We start from the raw sequence: 15,852 nt of genomic DNA on the forward strand, positions 1-15,852 counted from the left end.
GATCTGACAAATGACCAATAACAAAGGACAAATGCCCAATGAATAAACCCGTCATTTTGTGTGTTGATGATGAAAAAGTCGTTCTCAAAAGTCTGAAGACTCAGCTCAAAGAAGCCTTTGGGGATGCTTATACTTATGAACTTGCAGAAGCGGCTGATGAAGCGTTAGAATTAATTGATGAGCTTGTTGAAGAAAATGTGAGCATTATTCTGATTGTGTCGGATTGGTTAATGCCGGGAATGAAAGGAGATGAGTTTCTGGTTCAGGTTCATCATAAGTTTCCCCATGTCATTAAAATTCTGCTGACAGGTCAAGCGGATGCAGAGGCGATTGAACAAGCAAAAAGGAAAGCAAACCTGCATTACTGCTTATACAAACCGTGGTCAGAAGCAGAATTAGTTGAAATCATTAAATTAGGATTATCTCAACTATAAGTTATTTATAAATTATCCAGCAAAGCCGATAATTCAAACCTAGTAAAAAATCCTTGTGACTTCTGCGTGACGGTATAGGTAACCTAAGTATGACTAAACAGGTAATTATTTGTGTCGATGATGAGAAAACAGTACTCAGAAGTCTAAAGGCTGAGCTTAAGGAGGCTCTTGGCAAGAATTATCTGATCGAAATTGCGGAAGCGGCAGAAGAGGGATTAGAGTTAATTAAAGAACTCTTAGAAGATAACTATGAGATTCCGTTAGTTATCTCTGACCATATCATGCCAGGGATGAAAGGTGATGAACTATTAAGGTGTGTTCATGAACTTTCACCCAAAACGCTAAAAATTATGCTAACCGGACAAGCTGATCTTGAAGCCATAGGCAATGCAATTAATTATGCTAAACTCTATCGTTATATCGCTAAGCCTTGGCAGGCTTCAGACCTAATTTTGACAGTAAAAGAAGCAATCAATAGTTATCTTCAAGATAAAAAAATGGCTGAACAAAATGCCAAACTTAAACAGTTGAATCAGGATTTAAAACAAGCTGTCAAATTACTCAGTGCTAGTGAGCTAAAATTTCGGGCAATTTTTAATCAGACATTTCAGTTTACGGGGATGCTGAGTGTTGATGGAATCGTCCTGGAAGTCAACCAAACTGCCCTTAATTTAGGTGAGTTACATTTAGATAATGTAGCAGGAAAACCCTTGTGGGAGTGTTACTGGTGGACTATTTCCTCCCAAACTCAAACTCAGTTAAAATTAGCCATTTCTCAAGCTGCTAGCGGTAAATTTATCCGTTATGAAGTTGATATTTTTGGCGAACAACAGCGCATTGCCACGATTGATTTTTCAATTAAACCGATTATTGATGAAAATGGTAGTATTGACTTTTTGATTGTTGAAGGTCGAGATATTAGCGATGTCTATTATGAGCTGCGTTTACGCAAACAAGCTGAAGCTGCACTGGTGAAGGCAGAACAAAAATATCGCTCTATTTTTGAAAATGCCCAAGAAGGAATCTTTCAGATTGCTCTCGATGGCAGTTATCTCAGTGCTAACCCCGCTTTAGCCCACATCTACGGCTACGATTCCCCCCAAGAATTGATCGCAATCCTTAACAGTATTCAGCATCACTTGTACGTTGATCCCCGTCGGCGTCAGGAATTTATGACACTTATGCAGCAGCATGGTGTTGTGTGTGAGTTTGAGTCAATGATCTGCCGCAAAAATGGCACAATTATCTGGATTAGTGAGAATGCCCGTACTGTTTATGATGCGTCTGGAACTCCAGTTTACTATCAGGGGTTTGTGGAAGATATTACATCTCGCAAACAAGCGGAGGCGGAGCGCATTCAGTTCACAAATGAACTGTTTCAACTCAATCAATCTTTTTCTCGTTTTGTCCCCAGTCAATTCTTACAGATCTTAAATAAACAAAGTGTCGTTGATGTACAATTAGGCGACCAAGTTCAGCAGGAAATGTCAGTCCTTTTCTCGGACATTCGGGATTTTACTACCCTCTCGGAACGGATGAATCCCCAGGAAAATTTCAAGTTTATTAATGCTTTTTTAAAGCGGATGGAGCCAGCCATTATCGAACATCATGGCTTTATTGATAAATATATGGGCGATGCGATTATGGCACTATTTAGTGGTATTGCTGATGATGCGGTTCAAGCCGGAATTTCTATGGTACAGCGGTTGTATGAGTATAATCTGCGTCGTCTGCAATCGGGTTATACGCCGATCAAAATTGGCATTGGTATTAACACCGGCTCATTGATGCTGGGTACAGTTGGGGGAAAACACAGGATAGATAGTACGGTGATTAGTGATGATGTTAATTTAGCGGCTCGCTTGGAGGGACTAACGAAACAGTATAAGGTGTCGTTATTAATATCGGGACAGACGTTGACTCGTTTACATAACCCAACGGAGTACAGCCTCCGCTTTGTGGAGCAGGTTAAGGTAAAAGGTAAGTCAAAAGCGGTGGCAGTTTTTGAAGTGTTTGATGGAGATTCGTTGAAAATTAAGGAGGGCAAGTTAGCCACAATCTCCATTTTTGAAGAAGGGTTGTTTCTCTACGCCAAGCAGGTGTTTGGCAAAGCGAAACAGCGGTTTGAAGAGGTTTTGAGAATTAATCCCCAAGATACGATTGCTCAAATTTATCTTAACCGTTCTCTGGCGCAACTCCAGCAAAAGGGGGTTTTTTTGACCATGAGGGATGAGGGATGAATTTTGGTGAAGATATCTAGGGTGGAAGAAGTAGGGGGAGCTGGGGGAGCAGAGGGAGCAGGGGGAGCAGGGGGAGCAGGGGGAGCTGGGGGAGCAGGGGGAGCTGAGGGAGCAGGAGGAGCTGGGGGAGCTGGGGGAGCTGGGGGAGACGTAAGGCGTGTAACTATGGCGATAAAAAATTAAATTAGAGCTTATTTCTTACCGTATTGGGTTGTAAGGTAACTTTAATTTTGTCTGACTACTTAGATATATTAGATATAATAGAGAGTAAAGAGCAAAATTAATTTGAACTCAGTCAACTCAGAGAAATCAATGCGGAAAACCGTACTTGTCGTTTTATTTATTTTAGGGCTAGTATTATCAACCACTTTCAGACTAGCTCCAGCGCAAGCGACACTCCCTGATACCCAAGTTTATACATGGGATTTTATTCGTCCAGGAAGCCAGCAATTAGTTTGTAAGCAAATTACTATCCATCCTGAAAAGGAGGTTGTTTCCCAAACCTCGCACCATAAATCGGTAAAGATGTCCTCTAAATCTACAATTGTTGAGGAGCGTTATTGTTCCCGTTTAACTAAACCGTCTCTATAGCAGGGATCGGTGTCACAATAGGTAATGTAGAGACGTAGGATGCTACGTCTCTACTAGCGTTTCAGCCTAGGCTTAAATCCCCAGTTATACCAAATCCGCATGTTCTCTCGAATAAACTAGCAGGATAACCCAAATTCTCTGGAGTTTTATGGTCAGTTTTTTCCAAAAGGTTATCGGGAAAACCCGCCCCGGAGAGAACTAATGGGAAGCTTTTGCTGTGAAGGTTTAACCTCGTGTCATTTTGATATGAGCCATAATCTGTTGCTTTTTAGCATCTGAAGTCATCGAAAAGCCTTGCTGAGGAATTGTGATCGAGCGTTTGATGTGTTCCATGATCCGCTGTTTCCGTTGGTCTGAGTTAGCCATTTTGAGTCCATTGAATGTCACTGCGTGTTAAGTTATTTTAATATATTTATTAAGTAATGTGAACAGTTCCCAAAAATTAATGGACGATAACTCCGATTGGATTTACAAATACCCGACATTAGAGCCGGGGACGTTACTCAGACGCTATAAGCGGTTTTTTGCCGATATTCAGCTTGCATCAGGGGAAACAATCATCGCTCATTGTCCGAATACCGGTCCAATGACAGGGGTTTCCACCCCTGGAAGTTTAGTTCAGGTATCTCACAGTAATAATCCCAAGCGAAAGTTAGCCTACACCTGGGAGATGATCCAAGTTAATGACACCCAACCGACTTGGGTAGGGATAAATACCGCACTCCCGAATCGGGTGATGAAGATTATCCTGGAACAAGGGCTAATTCCGGAATTAGCCAATCGCTACAGCCAAATTCGCCCAGAAGTGGTTTATGGTGAAAACCGGAAAAGTCGGGTTGATTTTGTACTGACGGGGGAGAATGAAGCGCCTCCCATCTATTTGGAAGTCAAGAATACGACTTGGGCGCAGGGAACCTTAGCCTTATTTCCTGATACTGTTACCACAAGGGGACAAAAGCACCTGCAAGAACTCCAGAAGTTATTGCCCAAAGCCAAGGCGATCATGCTTTATTTTATCAATCGGGGGGACTGCGATCGCTTTAGCCCGGGTGATAGTACTGATCCCGTTTATGGCAAACTCTTGCGAGAGGCGGTTCTCCAGGGGCTTGAGGTGTTACCCTGTCGTTTTGAGACGAATCCCCAAGGGATTCGTTATTTAGGGTTAGCCGAGTTTGTCACGTCTGTTCCCCTCTAATACCCAAAAATAGTGAAAACTTAATCAGCCGTTCAAAGACTCCTAATTAAAACGGCTCAAACAGCTAGCGTAAAGCTCGCCCGTCTGTTCCTTTGGGGATATGAGGAACATCTAGTGAATTACCATCATGTTCTACCTCGATTACAGCTAAAATTCCTTCCTCAACAGGGACAGCACGCCACAGAGTAAAATAGGGTTCAATCTCGTTAAAATTACCTATACGGTCTGTCAACCACTGGTACATTTCCCGTGATGGTACAATAAGGAAACCTCCAACAATTACACGTTGAAGTAGTCCAATTGCAATTTTGTTCAAAGCGCGGTGGCTTGAGGAAACATTACCAGTTTCCCATTCAACTACGAATTGTTTCTCATTAGAGAGTGTTTTAACGGCATCCACTGGACCAGGACGAGCATTAGTTATGATACTCATACGTTTCTCCTGTCGCCAACCAAAGTCGTACAGGACAGTCATACAGCTTTCCTTTATCGGCTTTACACCGTTTTTTTTCTTTTCCGGATAAAGGATAAACTGATTGTTGCCCGGTGGCCAGTGAACTGCACGAATAGCAGTATAAACTTCTTCCAGGACTTGTTCAAATTCCTCGGTATCAGCAAACGATCCTTTTCTGATGAGAAACTCAGTCCTGTTTATCTTCATTCAAGATGTCTTCTACTTCAGCCACAATGGATGCAGCCGACACACCAAGAGCTTCTGCCAGCCTGATAATTGTTGATAGGCTAGGCTGTCTTAGCCCCCCTTCCAGGCGAGAAATAAATGTCCTATCAAGCTGACTTCGGAAGGAAAGCTCTTCTTGTGAAAGTCGTTTCGCCTTCCTCAGACGCTGAAGAACCTTACCAAATGCTTTTTCCGGCGTCACGGTGTATCCTCCAAACAAGAGGGTATCCTGATTGACGGAAATGTGCAGTTGCCTATAGGCTACAAAAGCCTAACCTTAATCTTGTTGACACAGCGGAGAAAAGATTGCTCATGTCTGTAGCCCATCCATTTTTTAAAGCCCTTGGTATCAAATCCTATGATTTAGCCGCGATTAAGCAATTAGCTTCTGAAACAGGAATTTCTGTTGAACGACTTAAATACTACGATAAAAATAAAATTTTACCTTCAGATACAGATGTAGATAAAATTTGTTCGGTTATAAATATCCATCCATTAAAACTAAAGTTATTAATGGGCTGTCTTGATCGAAAAACCATTGCCGCAATACAGAACAAGGCTGAAGAAATTTATGAAATTATCAAAAGTGATAGTCAATCATCCCCTACTTCTACAACGACGCCAAGATTAATGCTCACAACTGATTATGGACATCTCTATCAGGGAGATTGCCTCGACTTGATGCGCGACATGGAAGCAGAAAGTGTTGATTTAGTTTTTGCTGATCCACCTTTTAACCTAAATAAAAAATATCCTTCAAAAATAGATGATTCATTGAAAAGTTCAGACTATTTAGATTGGTGTGAACTTTGGTTAAATGAATGTATTCGTATTTTGAAACCTGCTGGTAGCTTATTCCTTTGGAATTTGCCCAAGTGGAATAGTTATTTATCCGAATTCCTAAATAACCGCCTCACCTTTAGGCACTGGATATCTGTTGATATTAAATATAGATTTCCTATTGCCGGACGGTTATATCCTTCCCATTATTCACTATTGTACTATTGTAAGGGGGAAAAGCCAAAAACCTTTCATCCCGATAGACTTCCACTAGAGATATGCTCCAACTGCTATCAGGAGTTACACGATTACGGAGGCTATAAACACAAAATGAATCCCAAAGGTGTAAATCTAACCGATGTATGGTATGACATTCCACCAGTTAGACACAAGCGTTATAAGCAACGAGAAGGAGCCAATGAACTTTCCATCAAACTGATGGATCGGATTATTGAAATGGCTTCTAATCAAGGAGATCTCATTTTTGATCCGTTTGGTGGTGCAGGGACGACTTACGTAGTCGCAGAAATGAAACGTCGTCATTGGCTTGGGATTGAGATTGGTCCTGTCGATGATATTTTAAGGCGTTTCCAGACACTTGATCAGGAACGTGACTATTTAAAACAAATTCAAGAAAATTACAATTGCCTCTTTACAGACAAAACTTTGAAGGTAAGGACAGAGAAGGGGATATGGACGTCGGAATCGGTGAATAAAAAAGCAGATAACTGTGAAAATACGCGAATTAAGCACCAGAATAAAACCTTGGCAATTCAAACTGAACTTGACTTGTTTAGACATCAATGATCAGTAAAATTAACATGGCTAGCGATCGCACGCTGATAATCTCCCTGTTTTGCCGTACTGAAATTATATTAGACAGTGTTTAGAGCGTCCTTTAAGCCTTGCCGATACAGTTCTTTGTTCCCCGTTCCCTGATAGTCATGTGACACTTGAGGATAGCGAATGTGGACTATAACGTTCTGCGGGTATGAACTTTTTCGTGTCAATTAGCTTCAACGGTAATGGGAGCTAATCACGAATGAGCTAAGACATCTGTAATAAATATGACTAAACTAAGAATTAAAAGACCCATTGAGAGTTTTCGCACCATAGGGATCGGGAGGATCAACTTGAGCAAGCATTTAACACCATCTGTGGCAGGTTTAACCCTATTTGCCTTTTTTGCCGTAACCGCACCGCTTCCGGGAATAGCGCAAGTCCCCACATTTTCGCCCTCTACACCCACGACAGCCACGAATCCACCACCCGATTTACCCTATACCCTAGGACCAGGCGATCGCGTGGGCGTGACACTCTTTGATGTCCCAGAATACAGTGGGGAATACCAGGTTTTAGTCGATGGAACCCTCAATTTACCGATTGCCGGCAGTATCCCTGTGGAAGGGTTAACCATTAATGCTGCCACTCAACGAATTTCTGGGCGATACGCTCCCTTTGTCAGACGCCCCTTAGTCACTCTAACCCTGATTGATGCTCGCCCCCTAAAAATTGCGGTCGCCGGGGAAGTCAGTCGTCCGGGTTCCTACAGCGTCACCCTCAACGAAGGGCAACAATTTCCCACCGTGACTCAAGTGGTTCAGCTCGCTGGCGGAATTAGCCGCTCGGCTGATGTGCGAAACGTCCAAATCCGTCGCCGGATGAACCCAGCTACCCGACAAACCTATACGGTTAATCTCTGGGACTTATTGCAAAATAGCGATCTATCCCAAGACGTGACCTTGCGGGATGGTGATGAAATCTTAATCCCCACCACCACCGGCATTGACCCCCTGGAAAGCCGTCAACTGGCAACAGCGAGTTTTTCGCCAGAGGCGGTAAAGCCGATTAAAGTTGCCGTAGTCGGGGAAGTGGTGCGTCCAGGTCCTTATACCGTGACAGCCGCCACATCGGGAGCCGCTACGGCTGACAGCGCCCGTGGTGGTAGTGGCGGTGGCAATAACAATAACAATACAGAACCGCCAACGGTAACTCAAGCCATCCAAGTCGCCGGAGGTATTACTCAATCTGCTGATATTCGTAACGTGGAAGTGCGACGCACCACCAGAGATGGTACTGAGCAAGTACTTGTCATAAATCTGTGGGAGCTTTTACAAGAGGGAGATCTCTCTGAAGATGTGATTTTGCAACAGGGAGATACGATTAGAGTCCCCGAAGCCGAAACCCTGACAGCTTCAGAAGCCACGGAATTGGCATCAGCAAGCTTCTCAGCGGCAATTATCAATGTAAATGTGGTGGGAGAAGTCGAGAAACCGGGTGCAGTCTCCGTCCCCGCTAACGCCCCCTTGAATCAAGCCCTGCTAGCGGCGGGCGGATTTGATAACCGTCGCGCCCGTAAGAGTTCTGTGGAGTTAGTTCGTCTCCAACCGAATGGTACCGTTAGAAAACGGGAAATCGATGTGGATTTTACTGCCGATGTTAACGATCAAAGCAATCCGCCATTGCGCCCCAATGATGTGATTATCGTCAGACGTTCCGGTTTGACCCGAGTCACGGATACTTTGGGAACAATTGTCAGTCCGATTGGCAGCGTGTTCTCTGTGTTTAGATTTTTTGGATTTTAGAGCGTCGGTTGGCTGCTGTAGAGACGTTGCATGCAACGTCTCTACAGAAAAAAGGGAAGATATTGTCGCTTGTGTTACCGTTTTTGAGGAATTTCAGTAGATAATTGAATGACTGAATCGGTGTTCTAGGACAGATAGGGAATCAAGAGTTGATTTTAAGGGCTGATTCCCTACTCCCATCAAATTTGTAAATTTCAGCGGGATTGGTGACGATTTTGAGCCAAGCTGATACACAATTAAACAAGGTAAAATGATTTTTTGACAAACGCGCTCAATCCACGCAGAAGGAGTAGGGGGAAGATGGAGATCGGTCAGATTCAGGAACCATTATCACCCAATGGCAATGGGAAACACCCAAAGTATTCACCACCGCTAGTCTACCGGACTCCACCTCCGGAACCCGAGCCTGATGAATGGACATTGCGCCAGTTGGTCAGCGTGATTCGGCGTCGTGCTTTAGTAATTGCTGGAGTCGCGATCGCGGTAACCTCGGGGATCAGTTTTTGGACGTTGAATCAGACCCCTAAGTATGAGAGCAAGTTTCAACTGCTGGTTGAACCGGTTACTGAGGAAGGAGACTTAGACAAACTCACGGAAGTGGTGGGTGGCGGTGATGCACGGAATTCGGCACTGGATTACGATACCCAGATTCAGGTGTTACGCTCTCCTCAGCTAATGGACGCTATTGTCCAGGAGATCCAAAAGCACTACCCAGAGGTGAGCTATGATTCCTTAATGAGTCAGCTCATCGTTAGCCGACTGGGGGAAACCAAAATCCTAGAAGGGCGTTATCGAGATACTGAGCCGGAAAGAGTGCGGCGGGTTTTACACGAAGTCGCCAGAGGCTATCTACGTTACTCCTTACAAGAGCGACAACTGAACCTGAAACAGGGAATTCTGTTTGTTGATGATCAATTACCCGTGCTGCGCGATCGCGTGAATAAGCTGCAAGGACAACTGCAAGCCTTTCGCCAACAACACAACCTCCTTGACCCGGAAATCCAAGCCCAAGAGTTATCCCAACGGGTGAGTGGGATTGAACAGCAGCAGTTACAAACTCAGGTTGAGTATCAAGAAACGCGCTCCCTTTATAATACCCTTCTACAGCAGTTGGGATTATCACCCCAACAAGCCGTTGCCACAGTTACCCTCAGTGAAGCCCCTCGCTACCAACAGTTACTCAACCAACTCGCGGAACTTGAAGCCGAGATTGCCCTAGAATCGGCACGGTTTACGCCCCAAAGTCCCACGATGCAAGCCTTACGCCAAAAACGGGATAATCTCTTACCCTTACTCAACCAAGAATCCCAAAACGTGTTGGGCGTCAGCCTAAGCGAGGCTGGGGTGTCCGGTGCTTCTCCCAATTCGATTCGCACGCAATTGACCCAGCAACTGGTGCAAACCACCAACCAACTGCAAGTCCTGCAGGTGAAACAAAGTGCGATCGCGCGAGCCGCTCAACTGCTCAACCTCCAGGTTAAACAAATCCCCGTCATCGCCCGCCGCTACACAGATTTACAGCGAGAACTCCAAGTCGCCACCGATAGCTTAAATCGCTTTCTGGCGGTGCGGGAAAATCTGGAAATTGAAGCCGCCCAGAAAGCCTTACCTTGGCAGATTATCGTCAAGCCGCAAATTCCAGAAGTCCCCGTGTGGCCCAATACCCAGCGTAATATCACATTGGGTGCGATCGCGGGGTTATTGTTGGGCATGGGCGTTGCTTTGCTGATCGAACGTTTGGATAATGTCTTCCATTCTCCCGATGAACTTAAAGACTTAACCAAACTTCCCCTACTGGGCATTATCCCCTACCAAAAACAACTCAAACAGATGATGTCTACGGCAAACCTAACCCAGACGACATCAGCGCCCCCTTCCCCCAACCCGCGAAAATCTCGCCGCCCATCCCGAAACTACAATGCTTCTCCTTTTTTAGAATCGTTCCGTTCGCTCCAGACTAATATTCGGTTTCTGGGTAGCGATACGCCCGTTCACTCCATCATTGTGAGTTCAGCCACACCCTCAGAAGGAAAATCTACCGTTTCCGTCCATCTCGCCCAAGCCGCCGCCGCCATGGGTCAACGAGTTTTGCTAGTGGATGCAGACTTGCGACGCCCTCAGGTTCATCACTATTTGAACCTAGATAATAAAGTCGGCTTAAGTAATGTCATCGCCACGGGACTAACCGCGAAACAGGCAATCCAACGCATCCCGATGTGGGATCGGTTGTATGTCCTCACCGCCGGTCAAGTCCCGCCTGATCCGAGTCGTCTTCTGTGTTCTAAGAAGATGCAACATTTAATGGAGCAATTTCATGCGGTTTTTGACCTGGTGATTTACGATACACCACCTGTGTTAGGACTGGCTGATGGTCGTATCTTGGCGGCTCACGCTGATGGTGTAATCATGGTGGTTGGTTTGGGTAAAAGCGATCGCTCGGCATTAATGCAAGCCTTAGATACTATGAGAATTTCTAACGCGACCGTGTTCGGAGTGGTTGCCAATGGCGTTAAAGGGTATACCACCCGGTCTTACTATTACTATCACAATCACTATGGCACCGAATCCGATATCCTCAAAGCCAAACAGCTTTTGCTCAAACGGATGGAGGAAAATATCCAGCCGGATGACGAAATCCAGAAGGATGATAAATGAAAAAGGTTTGACCCTTCGCTTCGCTAGTTGGGAATGGTGTCTTTGTAGGGGCGGGTTTTACGACTATCTTTTCTGTTGCAAAAAGATGTGACTAAACCCGCCCCGATTCAATCTAAATTATTGACAAAATAGACTAAATGTTGTAATAAGACCGATACCATTGAACAAATTGTTCCACACCCACTTCAATGGGCGTATTTGGTCTAAATCCCACATCTTGGATTAAATCATCCACATCCGCATAAGTAATCGGCACATCTCCGGGTTGCATGGGTAGCATATTTTTCACAGCGGTTTTGCCCAAAGATTGTTCTAGGGTTTCGATGAGTTGTAGCAGTTCAATCGGTTGATTATTGCCAATGTTGTAGAGTTTATAAGGGGCAGAACTTTTTGATCCTGGTGAAGCATTTCCTGAAGCTTTCGGCTGCGGAATCTTACCCATGACTCGCACCACACCCTCGACGACATCATCAACGTAAGTAAAATCCCGTTGCATCCGACCATAATTAAACACATTAATCGGCTGCTCGGCGAGGATAGCTTTGGTAAATAAAAATAGTGCCATATCGGGACGATACCACGACCCGTAAACAGTAAAGAAGCGCAAGCCGGTTGTAGGTATGTTATACAGATGACTATAGGCATGAGCCATTAATTCATTCGCTTTCTTGGTGGCGGCATAGAGGCTAACGGGAGAATCGACATTATCCTGTACCGAAAACGGCACTTTCGTATTCGCGCCGTACACCGAACTCGATGAGGCAAACACCAGATGCTTAATGTCGGAATGGCGACACCCTTCCAGGATATTGGTAAAACCCACCAGGTTACTATCCACATAAACGTAGGGGTTTTTCAGGGAATAGCGAACACCCGCCTGCGCCGCCAGATGGACGACAAACTCAAAAGATTCTTGGGCAAATAACTGGGTAATCCCTTCACGGTCTGCTAAGTCTAGTTTATAAAAGCGAAACCCAGGTTTATTCTCTAGTTGTGCCAGTCGGGCTTGTTTGAGGGAGACATCATAGTAAGCATTCAGGTTATCCAGTCCAATTACGGTATCACCTTGGGCAAGTAACCGTTGACTGAGGTGATATCCGATAAAGCCGGCTGCACCTGTAACTAAAACGTTGACCACACTTTAATTCCTCTTGTAAACTTCGTTCGGGATTGGTTAATTTATCGCGTCCGCCTCGACAAATCAACGGGTTATGTGGCAAAGCTATTCACGAGACGCTGACACTACTATACTCAGCAACGATTATGCTTTAATTCTGGGAAGTATCACGCCAGTGACCAACAAGATGATATCAAGCCATTCCATACAAACCAATCCGGTTAATCAAGAACGAACCCACTGGAAGCAAGTCCTCGTTCAAATTCTGGTCGTAACTGCATTCCTCAGTTTGGGGTTCCTGCTGGATGGCAATATGGGCGGCGGTAATGAAGTCAATATTTTACCCTTTGCCAGACAGTATGCTGACCCGACTTGGATTCCCGGAGACTGGTATCTCAATCAGCCTCCGGGCTATCGCATCCCCTTCCTGGCGTTGTTTGGCTCAATGGCGGCGGCTTGGGGGTTTTTAGCCACGTCTTTAATCGGGCGGCTGCTGTGTTACACCCTGATGGCTTCAGGGTTAGTGTTTCTGGGTCGAAAGCTGGGGTTGAGTTTGCCGTTGCTGCTGCTGGCGGTTGGTTTGTTTCTATATGTGGATGACCATCAAGGGATAGTTGCCCGTGAATGGTTGGTGGGAGGAGTTGAGCCGAAAGCTGTAGCTTATGGTCTATTGCTGTTCGTCATTGGGCTGATGTTAACGGGTCACTATCGCCTAATGGCACTTCTTTTGGGGCTAGCTACATTCTTCCACATTTTTGTCGGGGGTTGGGCGTCTCTGGTGATAGGAGGATGGTTGCTCCTCAGACGCCACCACCATTTTAGAAGTATTCGGTATCTGGGTTCTATTGTGGGGATTTATCTGATAGCCAGTGCGCTATCGATTTACACAGTTGTGGAACATTTATTGACGCCTAGTCCCACAGGTGCTGTAGAACCGTCCTATGTTTATGTATTCATCCGCACTCCTCACCACCTGAATCCCCTGTATTGGTCACAACAGTGGTGGATTAAACTGGCTGTATACTTGTTGGTGTTGGCGCTGAGTGTGGGAGTACTGCGGCGCAAGCAACAGTCTTCAGAAAATGCGGTGCGGATGGGGCTGGCGGAGTTTACCCTACTGACTTTGATACCTTTTGGCTTAGGACTTGCGATCGCGCCATTTGATGATCAGGGTAAGTTCTTACAATATTACCCCTTTCGGCTGGGGGATGTTATGCTGCCCCTGAATACTTGTCTGCTTTTTGCTTGCGCCCTTGAGCAAAGCTTTACGGGTAAAGCGCGGCGCATTTTGTTATTCCTTTGCATCGTGCTATTGAGTGGGGCTTGTAGTATTCAAGCTGTACAATTTCACCAAGCTTTAGTTGCACTCTCTGAGTTTCCCAGTGAACAACAGGGGATAGATTCGGAAGGGAAAGCGCTATGTAATTGGATTCGCACGAACACCCCTGATGATGCTGTGATTGTTACACCACCCGCAGAACTTACTCCCTTTACTTGGTTGGCACAACGCCCCACCGTCGCCAAGTTTAAGTTTATCCCCCCGACTAAGGTGGGAGTGCTCGACTGGTATGAACGTCTGTCGGACTTGAGTGGTACATTCAACCCTTGGCCCCAACCGGGTGAACGAGTTACATTCAGTAAGATGAAGCAGGCGCTGATCACAGGTTATAACAGCTTAACCACTGACCAAGCCCAGGGGGTGATGAGTAAGTATGGAGCCGATTATTTGGTGACGAGTAGCACTCAACCTCTGGATTTAGCGATCGCGTATCGAAATTCGCGCTATATTCTCTATGCTAAGTCTTCAGACGGGGAATAGGGTACTGACTGGCAAAGTCTCTCGCACTCAGCAGGTGTTTTGGTTGAGTTTGAGCTTGACTTTTGCGGCTATTTATGCATATCCGGCATTACAAGAGGCTTTGAGTCATGACTATATTGTCCAGGATGATGCGCGGCAACATGTTTTTTGGATGCGTCGGTTTCTCGACTCACAGTTGTTTCCTGGGGATTTGATTGCCGATTATTTTCAATCGGTTGCACCGTGGGGATATGCTACATTCTATCGGCTCTTTGCCGCAGTAGGAATTGATCCGATGGCTTTAAGTAAGATTTTACCCCTGGGGCTGGGATTAGTGGCAACTGCCTACTGTTTTGGCATTACTCTACAAATTTTGCCTGTACCCGTTGCTGGGTTTATCGCGTCGTTGCTATTGAATCAAAATCTCTGGATGAGAGATGATTTAGTATCGGCTACACCTGTAGCCTTTGTCTATCCTTTGTTTCTCGCCTTTGTGTATTATTTATGGCGACGGTTGTTACTGCCAACTCTTGCCGCGATCGCGCTTTTGGGGTTATTTTATCCTCAGTGTGTCTTTATTGTGGCTGGATTGTTGATTGTTCAGCTAGGGCGGTGGGAACAAGGGCGGTTTCGCTTATCTGTAGTGCGCTCAGATTATTGGTTCTGTGGGTGGGGATTAGGAGTTGCATTTTTAGTTCTCTTACCCTATGCTTTAAATCCTTCAGAATTTGGTTCTGTGATTACGTTAACACAAGCGAGGATGTTACCCGCTTTTTCGGCTAAAGGATGGTCAAGTTTTTTTAATACTGACCCTTGGAATTATTGGATTTGCGGTAAGCGCAGTGGTATGCTGCCAACGGAGTGGTGTCGGTTGATGGCAAAGTATTCGATTCTTTTAGTGCCGCCACAGGTTTGGGTGAGTTTTTCTTTGCCGTTTCTGTTGAAATATCCCTCTCGGTTTCCTTTGGTTAAACGGGTTAGTAGAGGTATTTGGCTGTTACCTCAGATGCTGCTGGTATCGATGGGTATGTTTGCCGCTGCTCATTTGTTTCTATTTAAGCTACATCTTCCTAATCGCTATACAGAACACAGTTTGCGGATTTTGGTGGCGTTGGCGGCGGCTGTGGCGCTGACTATTTTATTGGATACAGTTTTACAGGTGGCTCAAACTAAAGGGAAACCGCTTTTGGCTATTGGGTTTACGGGGGTTTTGGCTGCTATTCTACTTTTTTATCCCAGTATTTTGCAAGCTAATGATTATCCATTTCCGATTAGTCGTTACACGGTAGGTGATGTGCCAGAACTTTACAAGTTTCTGCAACAACAACCGAAAGATACGCTGATTGCTTCGTTGACGGAGGAAGCGAATAGTCTACCGACGTTTGCCCAGCGTTCGATTTTAGTGGGGGGGGAAGGATATGCGTTGCCTTATCATTTGGATTATTACAATGAAATGTATCAGCGGACGGTTGATTTGATTGAGGCTCAGTATAGTTTAGATGAGGGATTGGTGCAAGATTTTATTCGGCGGTATGGGGTGGATTTATGGTTGGTGGAACGGGGGGCGTTTACGCCGGAGTATGTTATGGGTAATCGTTGGATTCAAGAGTATGAGTCGGCGGCGATAGGGGCAAGTGTGAGTCTGGCAGGGGGAGGGGTTCCGGTTTTGGTGGAGAGGATGGAACGATGTAAAGTGTTTGATGGGGAAGGGTTGGTTGTTTTGTCTGCGGATTGTTTGGGGGATTAGTTGTTGGTATTTTGTTGGGTTAGGTTTGTTG

Annotated in this window: 13 protein-coding genes; 9 read left to right on the plus strand and 4 right to left on the minus strand. The window is 45.3% G+C overall.

What is annotated here, in order from left to right:
* The first annotated feature begins 38 nt into the window (after positions 1–38).
* The 3 genes from ACLGGO_RS02245 to ACLGGO_RS02255 all read left to right on the plus strand — a co-directional run bounded on the left by ACLGGO_RS02245 (position 39) and on the right by ACLGGO_RS02255 (position 2,857).
* The gene (locus ACLGGO_RS02245; protein ID WP_446339913.1) at positions 39–434 is read left to right on the plus strand and encodes a response regulator; all 396 of its coding nucleotides are present in this window, start codon (positions 39–41) and stop codon (positions 432–434) included.
* Positions 435–523: 89 nt separating this feature from the next.
* Positions 524–2,674, plus strand: a complete 2,151-nt coding sequence (locus ACLGGO_RS02250) for a PAS domain S-box protein (protein ID WP_446418122.1) — start codon at positions 524–526, stop codon at positions 2,672–2,674.
* A gap of 3 nt (positions 2,675–2,677) precedes the next feature.
* Positions 2,678–2,857 carry a hypothetical protein gene (locus tag ACLGGO_RS02255; RefSeq protein WP_446418123.1) on the plus strand — a complete coding sequence of 60 codons (180 nt, stop codon included), beginning with the start codon at positions 2,678–2,680 and terminating at the stop codon, positions 2,855–2,857.
* Positions 2,858–3,490: 633 nt separating this feature from the next.
* Here the strand turns inward: ACLGGO_RS02255 and ACLGGO_RS02260 are convergent.
* A complete protein-coding gene (locus ACLGGO_RS02260; protein ID WP_446339907.1) occupies positions 3,491–3,631 on the minus strand; it encodes a hypothetical protein in 141 nt (46 codons plus the stop codon).
* Between the two features lie 79 nt (positions 3,632–3,710).
* Here ACLGGO_RS02260 and sfsA point away from each other — a divergent pair, with 79 nt between their 5' ends.
* Positions 3,711–4,460: a DNA/RNA nuclease SfsA gene (gene sfsA / locus ACLGGO_RS02265; protein ID WP_446418124.1), complete on the plus strand. Its 750-nt coding sequence runs from the start codon at positions 3,711–3,713 to the stop codon at positions 4,458–4,460.
* 64 nt (positions 4,461–4,524) lie between these two features.
* Here the strand turns inward: sfsA and ACLGGO_RS02270 are convergent, their stop codons facing one another.
* Positions 4,525–5,121, minus strand: coding sequence for a restriction endonuclease (locus ACLGGO_RS02270; RefSeq protein WP_446418125.1), 597 nt, complete (start codon positions 5,119–5,121; stop codon positions 4,525–4,527).
* Positions 5,102–5,341: a helix-turn-helix domain-containing protein gene (locus ACLGGO_RS02275; protein ID WP_446418126.1), complete on the minus strand. Its 240-nt coding sequence runs from the start codon at positions 5,339–5,341 to the stop codon at positions 5,102–5,104. The genes ACLGGO_RS02270 and ACLGGO_RS02275 overlap by 20 nt, the downstream gene beginning before the upstream one ends.
* A 110-nt stretch (positions 5,342–5,451) precedes the next feature.
* Here ACLGGO_RS02275 and ACLGGO_RS02280 point away from each other — a divergent pair, with 110 nt between their 5' ends.
* The 3 genes from ACLGGO_RS02280 (at position 5,452) to ACLGGO_RS02290 (ending at position 11,159) form a co-directional block, all read left to right on the plus strand.
* Positions 5,452–6,726 carry a DNA methyltransferase gene (locus ACLGGO_RS02280; RefSeq protein ID WP_446418127.1) on the plus strand — a complete coding sequence of 425 codons (1,275 nt, stop codon included), beginning with the start codon at positions 5,452–5,454 and terminating at the stop codon, positions 6,724–6,726.
* A 326-nt stretch (positions 6,727–7,052) separates the two neighbouring features.
* Positions 7,053–8,504 (plus strand): polysaccharide biosynthesis/export family protein, encoded by a 1,452-nt coding sequence (locus ACLGGO_RS02285; RefSeq protein ID WP_446418128.1) that lies wholly within the window; start codon positions 7,053–7,055, stop codon positions 8,502–8,504.
* A 300-nt stretch (positions 8,505–8,804) separates the two neighbouring features.
* On the plus strand, positions 8,805–11,159 hold the full coding sequence (locus ACLGGO_RS02290) for a GumC family protein (RefSeq protein ID WP_446418129.1): 2,355 nt from the start codon (positions 8,805–8,807) through the stop codon (positions 11,157–11,159).
* Between the two features lie 133 nt (positions 11,160–11,292).
* Here the strand turns inward: ACLGGO_RS02290 and ACLGGO_RS02295 are convergent, their stop codons facing one another.
* Positions 11,293–12,297, minus strand: coding sequence for an NAD-dependent epimerase (locus tag ACLGGO_RS02295; RefSeq protein ID WP_446418130.1), 1,005 nt, complete (start codon positions 12,295–12,297; stop codon positions 11,293–11,295).
* Positions 12,298–12,370: 73 nt separating this feature from the next.
* Here ACLGGO_RS02295 and ACLGGO_RS02300 point away from each other — a divergent pair, with 73 nt between their 5' ends.
* Both ACLGGO_RS02300 and ACLGGO_RS02305 read left to right on the plus strand, forming a co-directional pair.
* Positions 12,371–14,095: a DUF6798 domain-containing protein gene (locus tag ACLGGO_RS02300; RefSeq protein ID WP_446418131.1), complete on the plus strand. Its 1,725-nt coding sequence runs from the start codon at positions 12,371–12,373 to the stop codon at positions 14,093–14,095.
* Positions 14,070–15,821, plus strand: coding sequence for a hypothetical protein (locus ACLGGO_RS02305; RefSeq protein WP_446418132.1), 1,752 nt, complete (start codon positions 14,070–14,072; stop codon positions 15,819–15,821). Before ACLGGO_RS02300 ends, ACLGGO_RS02305 begins: the two co-directional genes overlap by 26 nt.
* The last annotated feature ends 31 nt before the right edge of the window (positions 15,822–15,852 follow it).

This window comes from Coleofasciculus sp. (genome assembly GCF_046565525.1).
GTDB lineage: Bacteria > Cyanobacteriota > Cyanobacteriia > Cyanobacteriales > Coleofasciculaceae > Coleofasciculus.

Excerpts from the sequence above, each read along its gene's own strand:
- ACLGGO_RS02280 (WP_446418127.1), top strand. The coding sequence starts at position 5,452 with ATGTCTGTAGCCCATCCATTTTTTAAAGCCCTTGGTATCAAATCCTAT.
- sfsA (WP_446418124.1), top strand. The coding sequence starts at position 3,711 with ATGGACGATAACTCCGATTGGATTTACAAATACCCGACATTAGAGCCG.
- ACLGGO_RS02270 (WP_446418125.1), bottom strand. The coding sequence starts at position 5,121 with ATGAAGATAAACAGGACTGAGTTTCTCATCAGAAAAGGATCGTTTGCT.
- ACLGGO_RS02300 (WP_446418131.1), top strand. The coding sequence starts at position 12,371 with ATGTGGCAAAGCTATTCACGAGACGCTGACACTACTATACTCAGCAAC.
- ACLGGO_RS02245 (WP_446339913.1), top strand. The coding sequence starts at position 39 with ATGAATAAACCCGTCATTTTGTGTGTTGATGATGAAAAAGTCGTTCTC.
- ACLGGO_RS02250 (WP_446418122.1), top strand. The coding sequence starts at position 524 with ATGACTAAACAGGTAATTATTTGTGTCGATGATGAGAAAACAGTACTC.
- ACLGGO_RS02290 (WP_446418129.1), top strand. The coding sequence starts at position 8,805 with ATGGAGATCGGTCAGATTCAGGAACCATTATCACCCAATGGCAATGGG.
- ACLGGO_RS02260 (WP_446339907.1), bottom strand. The coding sequence starts at position 3,631 with ATGGCTAACTCAGACCAACGGAAACAGCGGATCATGGAACACATCAAA.
- ACLGGO_RS02305 (WP_446418132.1), top strand. The coding sequence starts at position 14,070 with ATGCTAAGTCTTCAGACGGGGAATAGGGTACTGACTGGCAAAGTCTCT.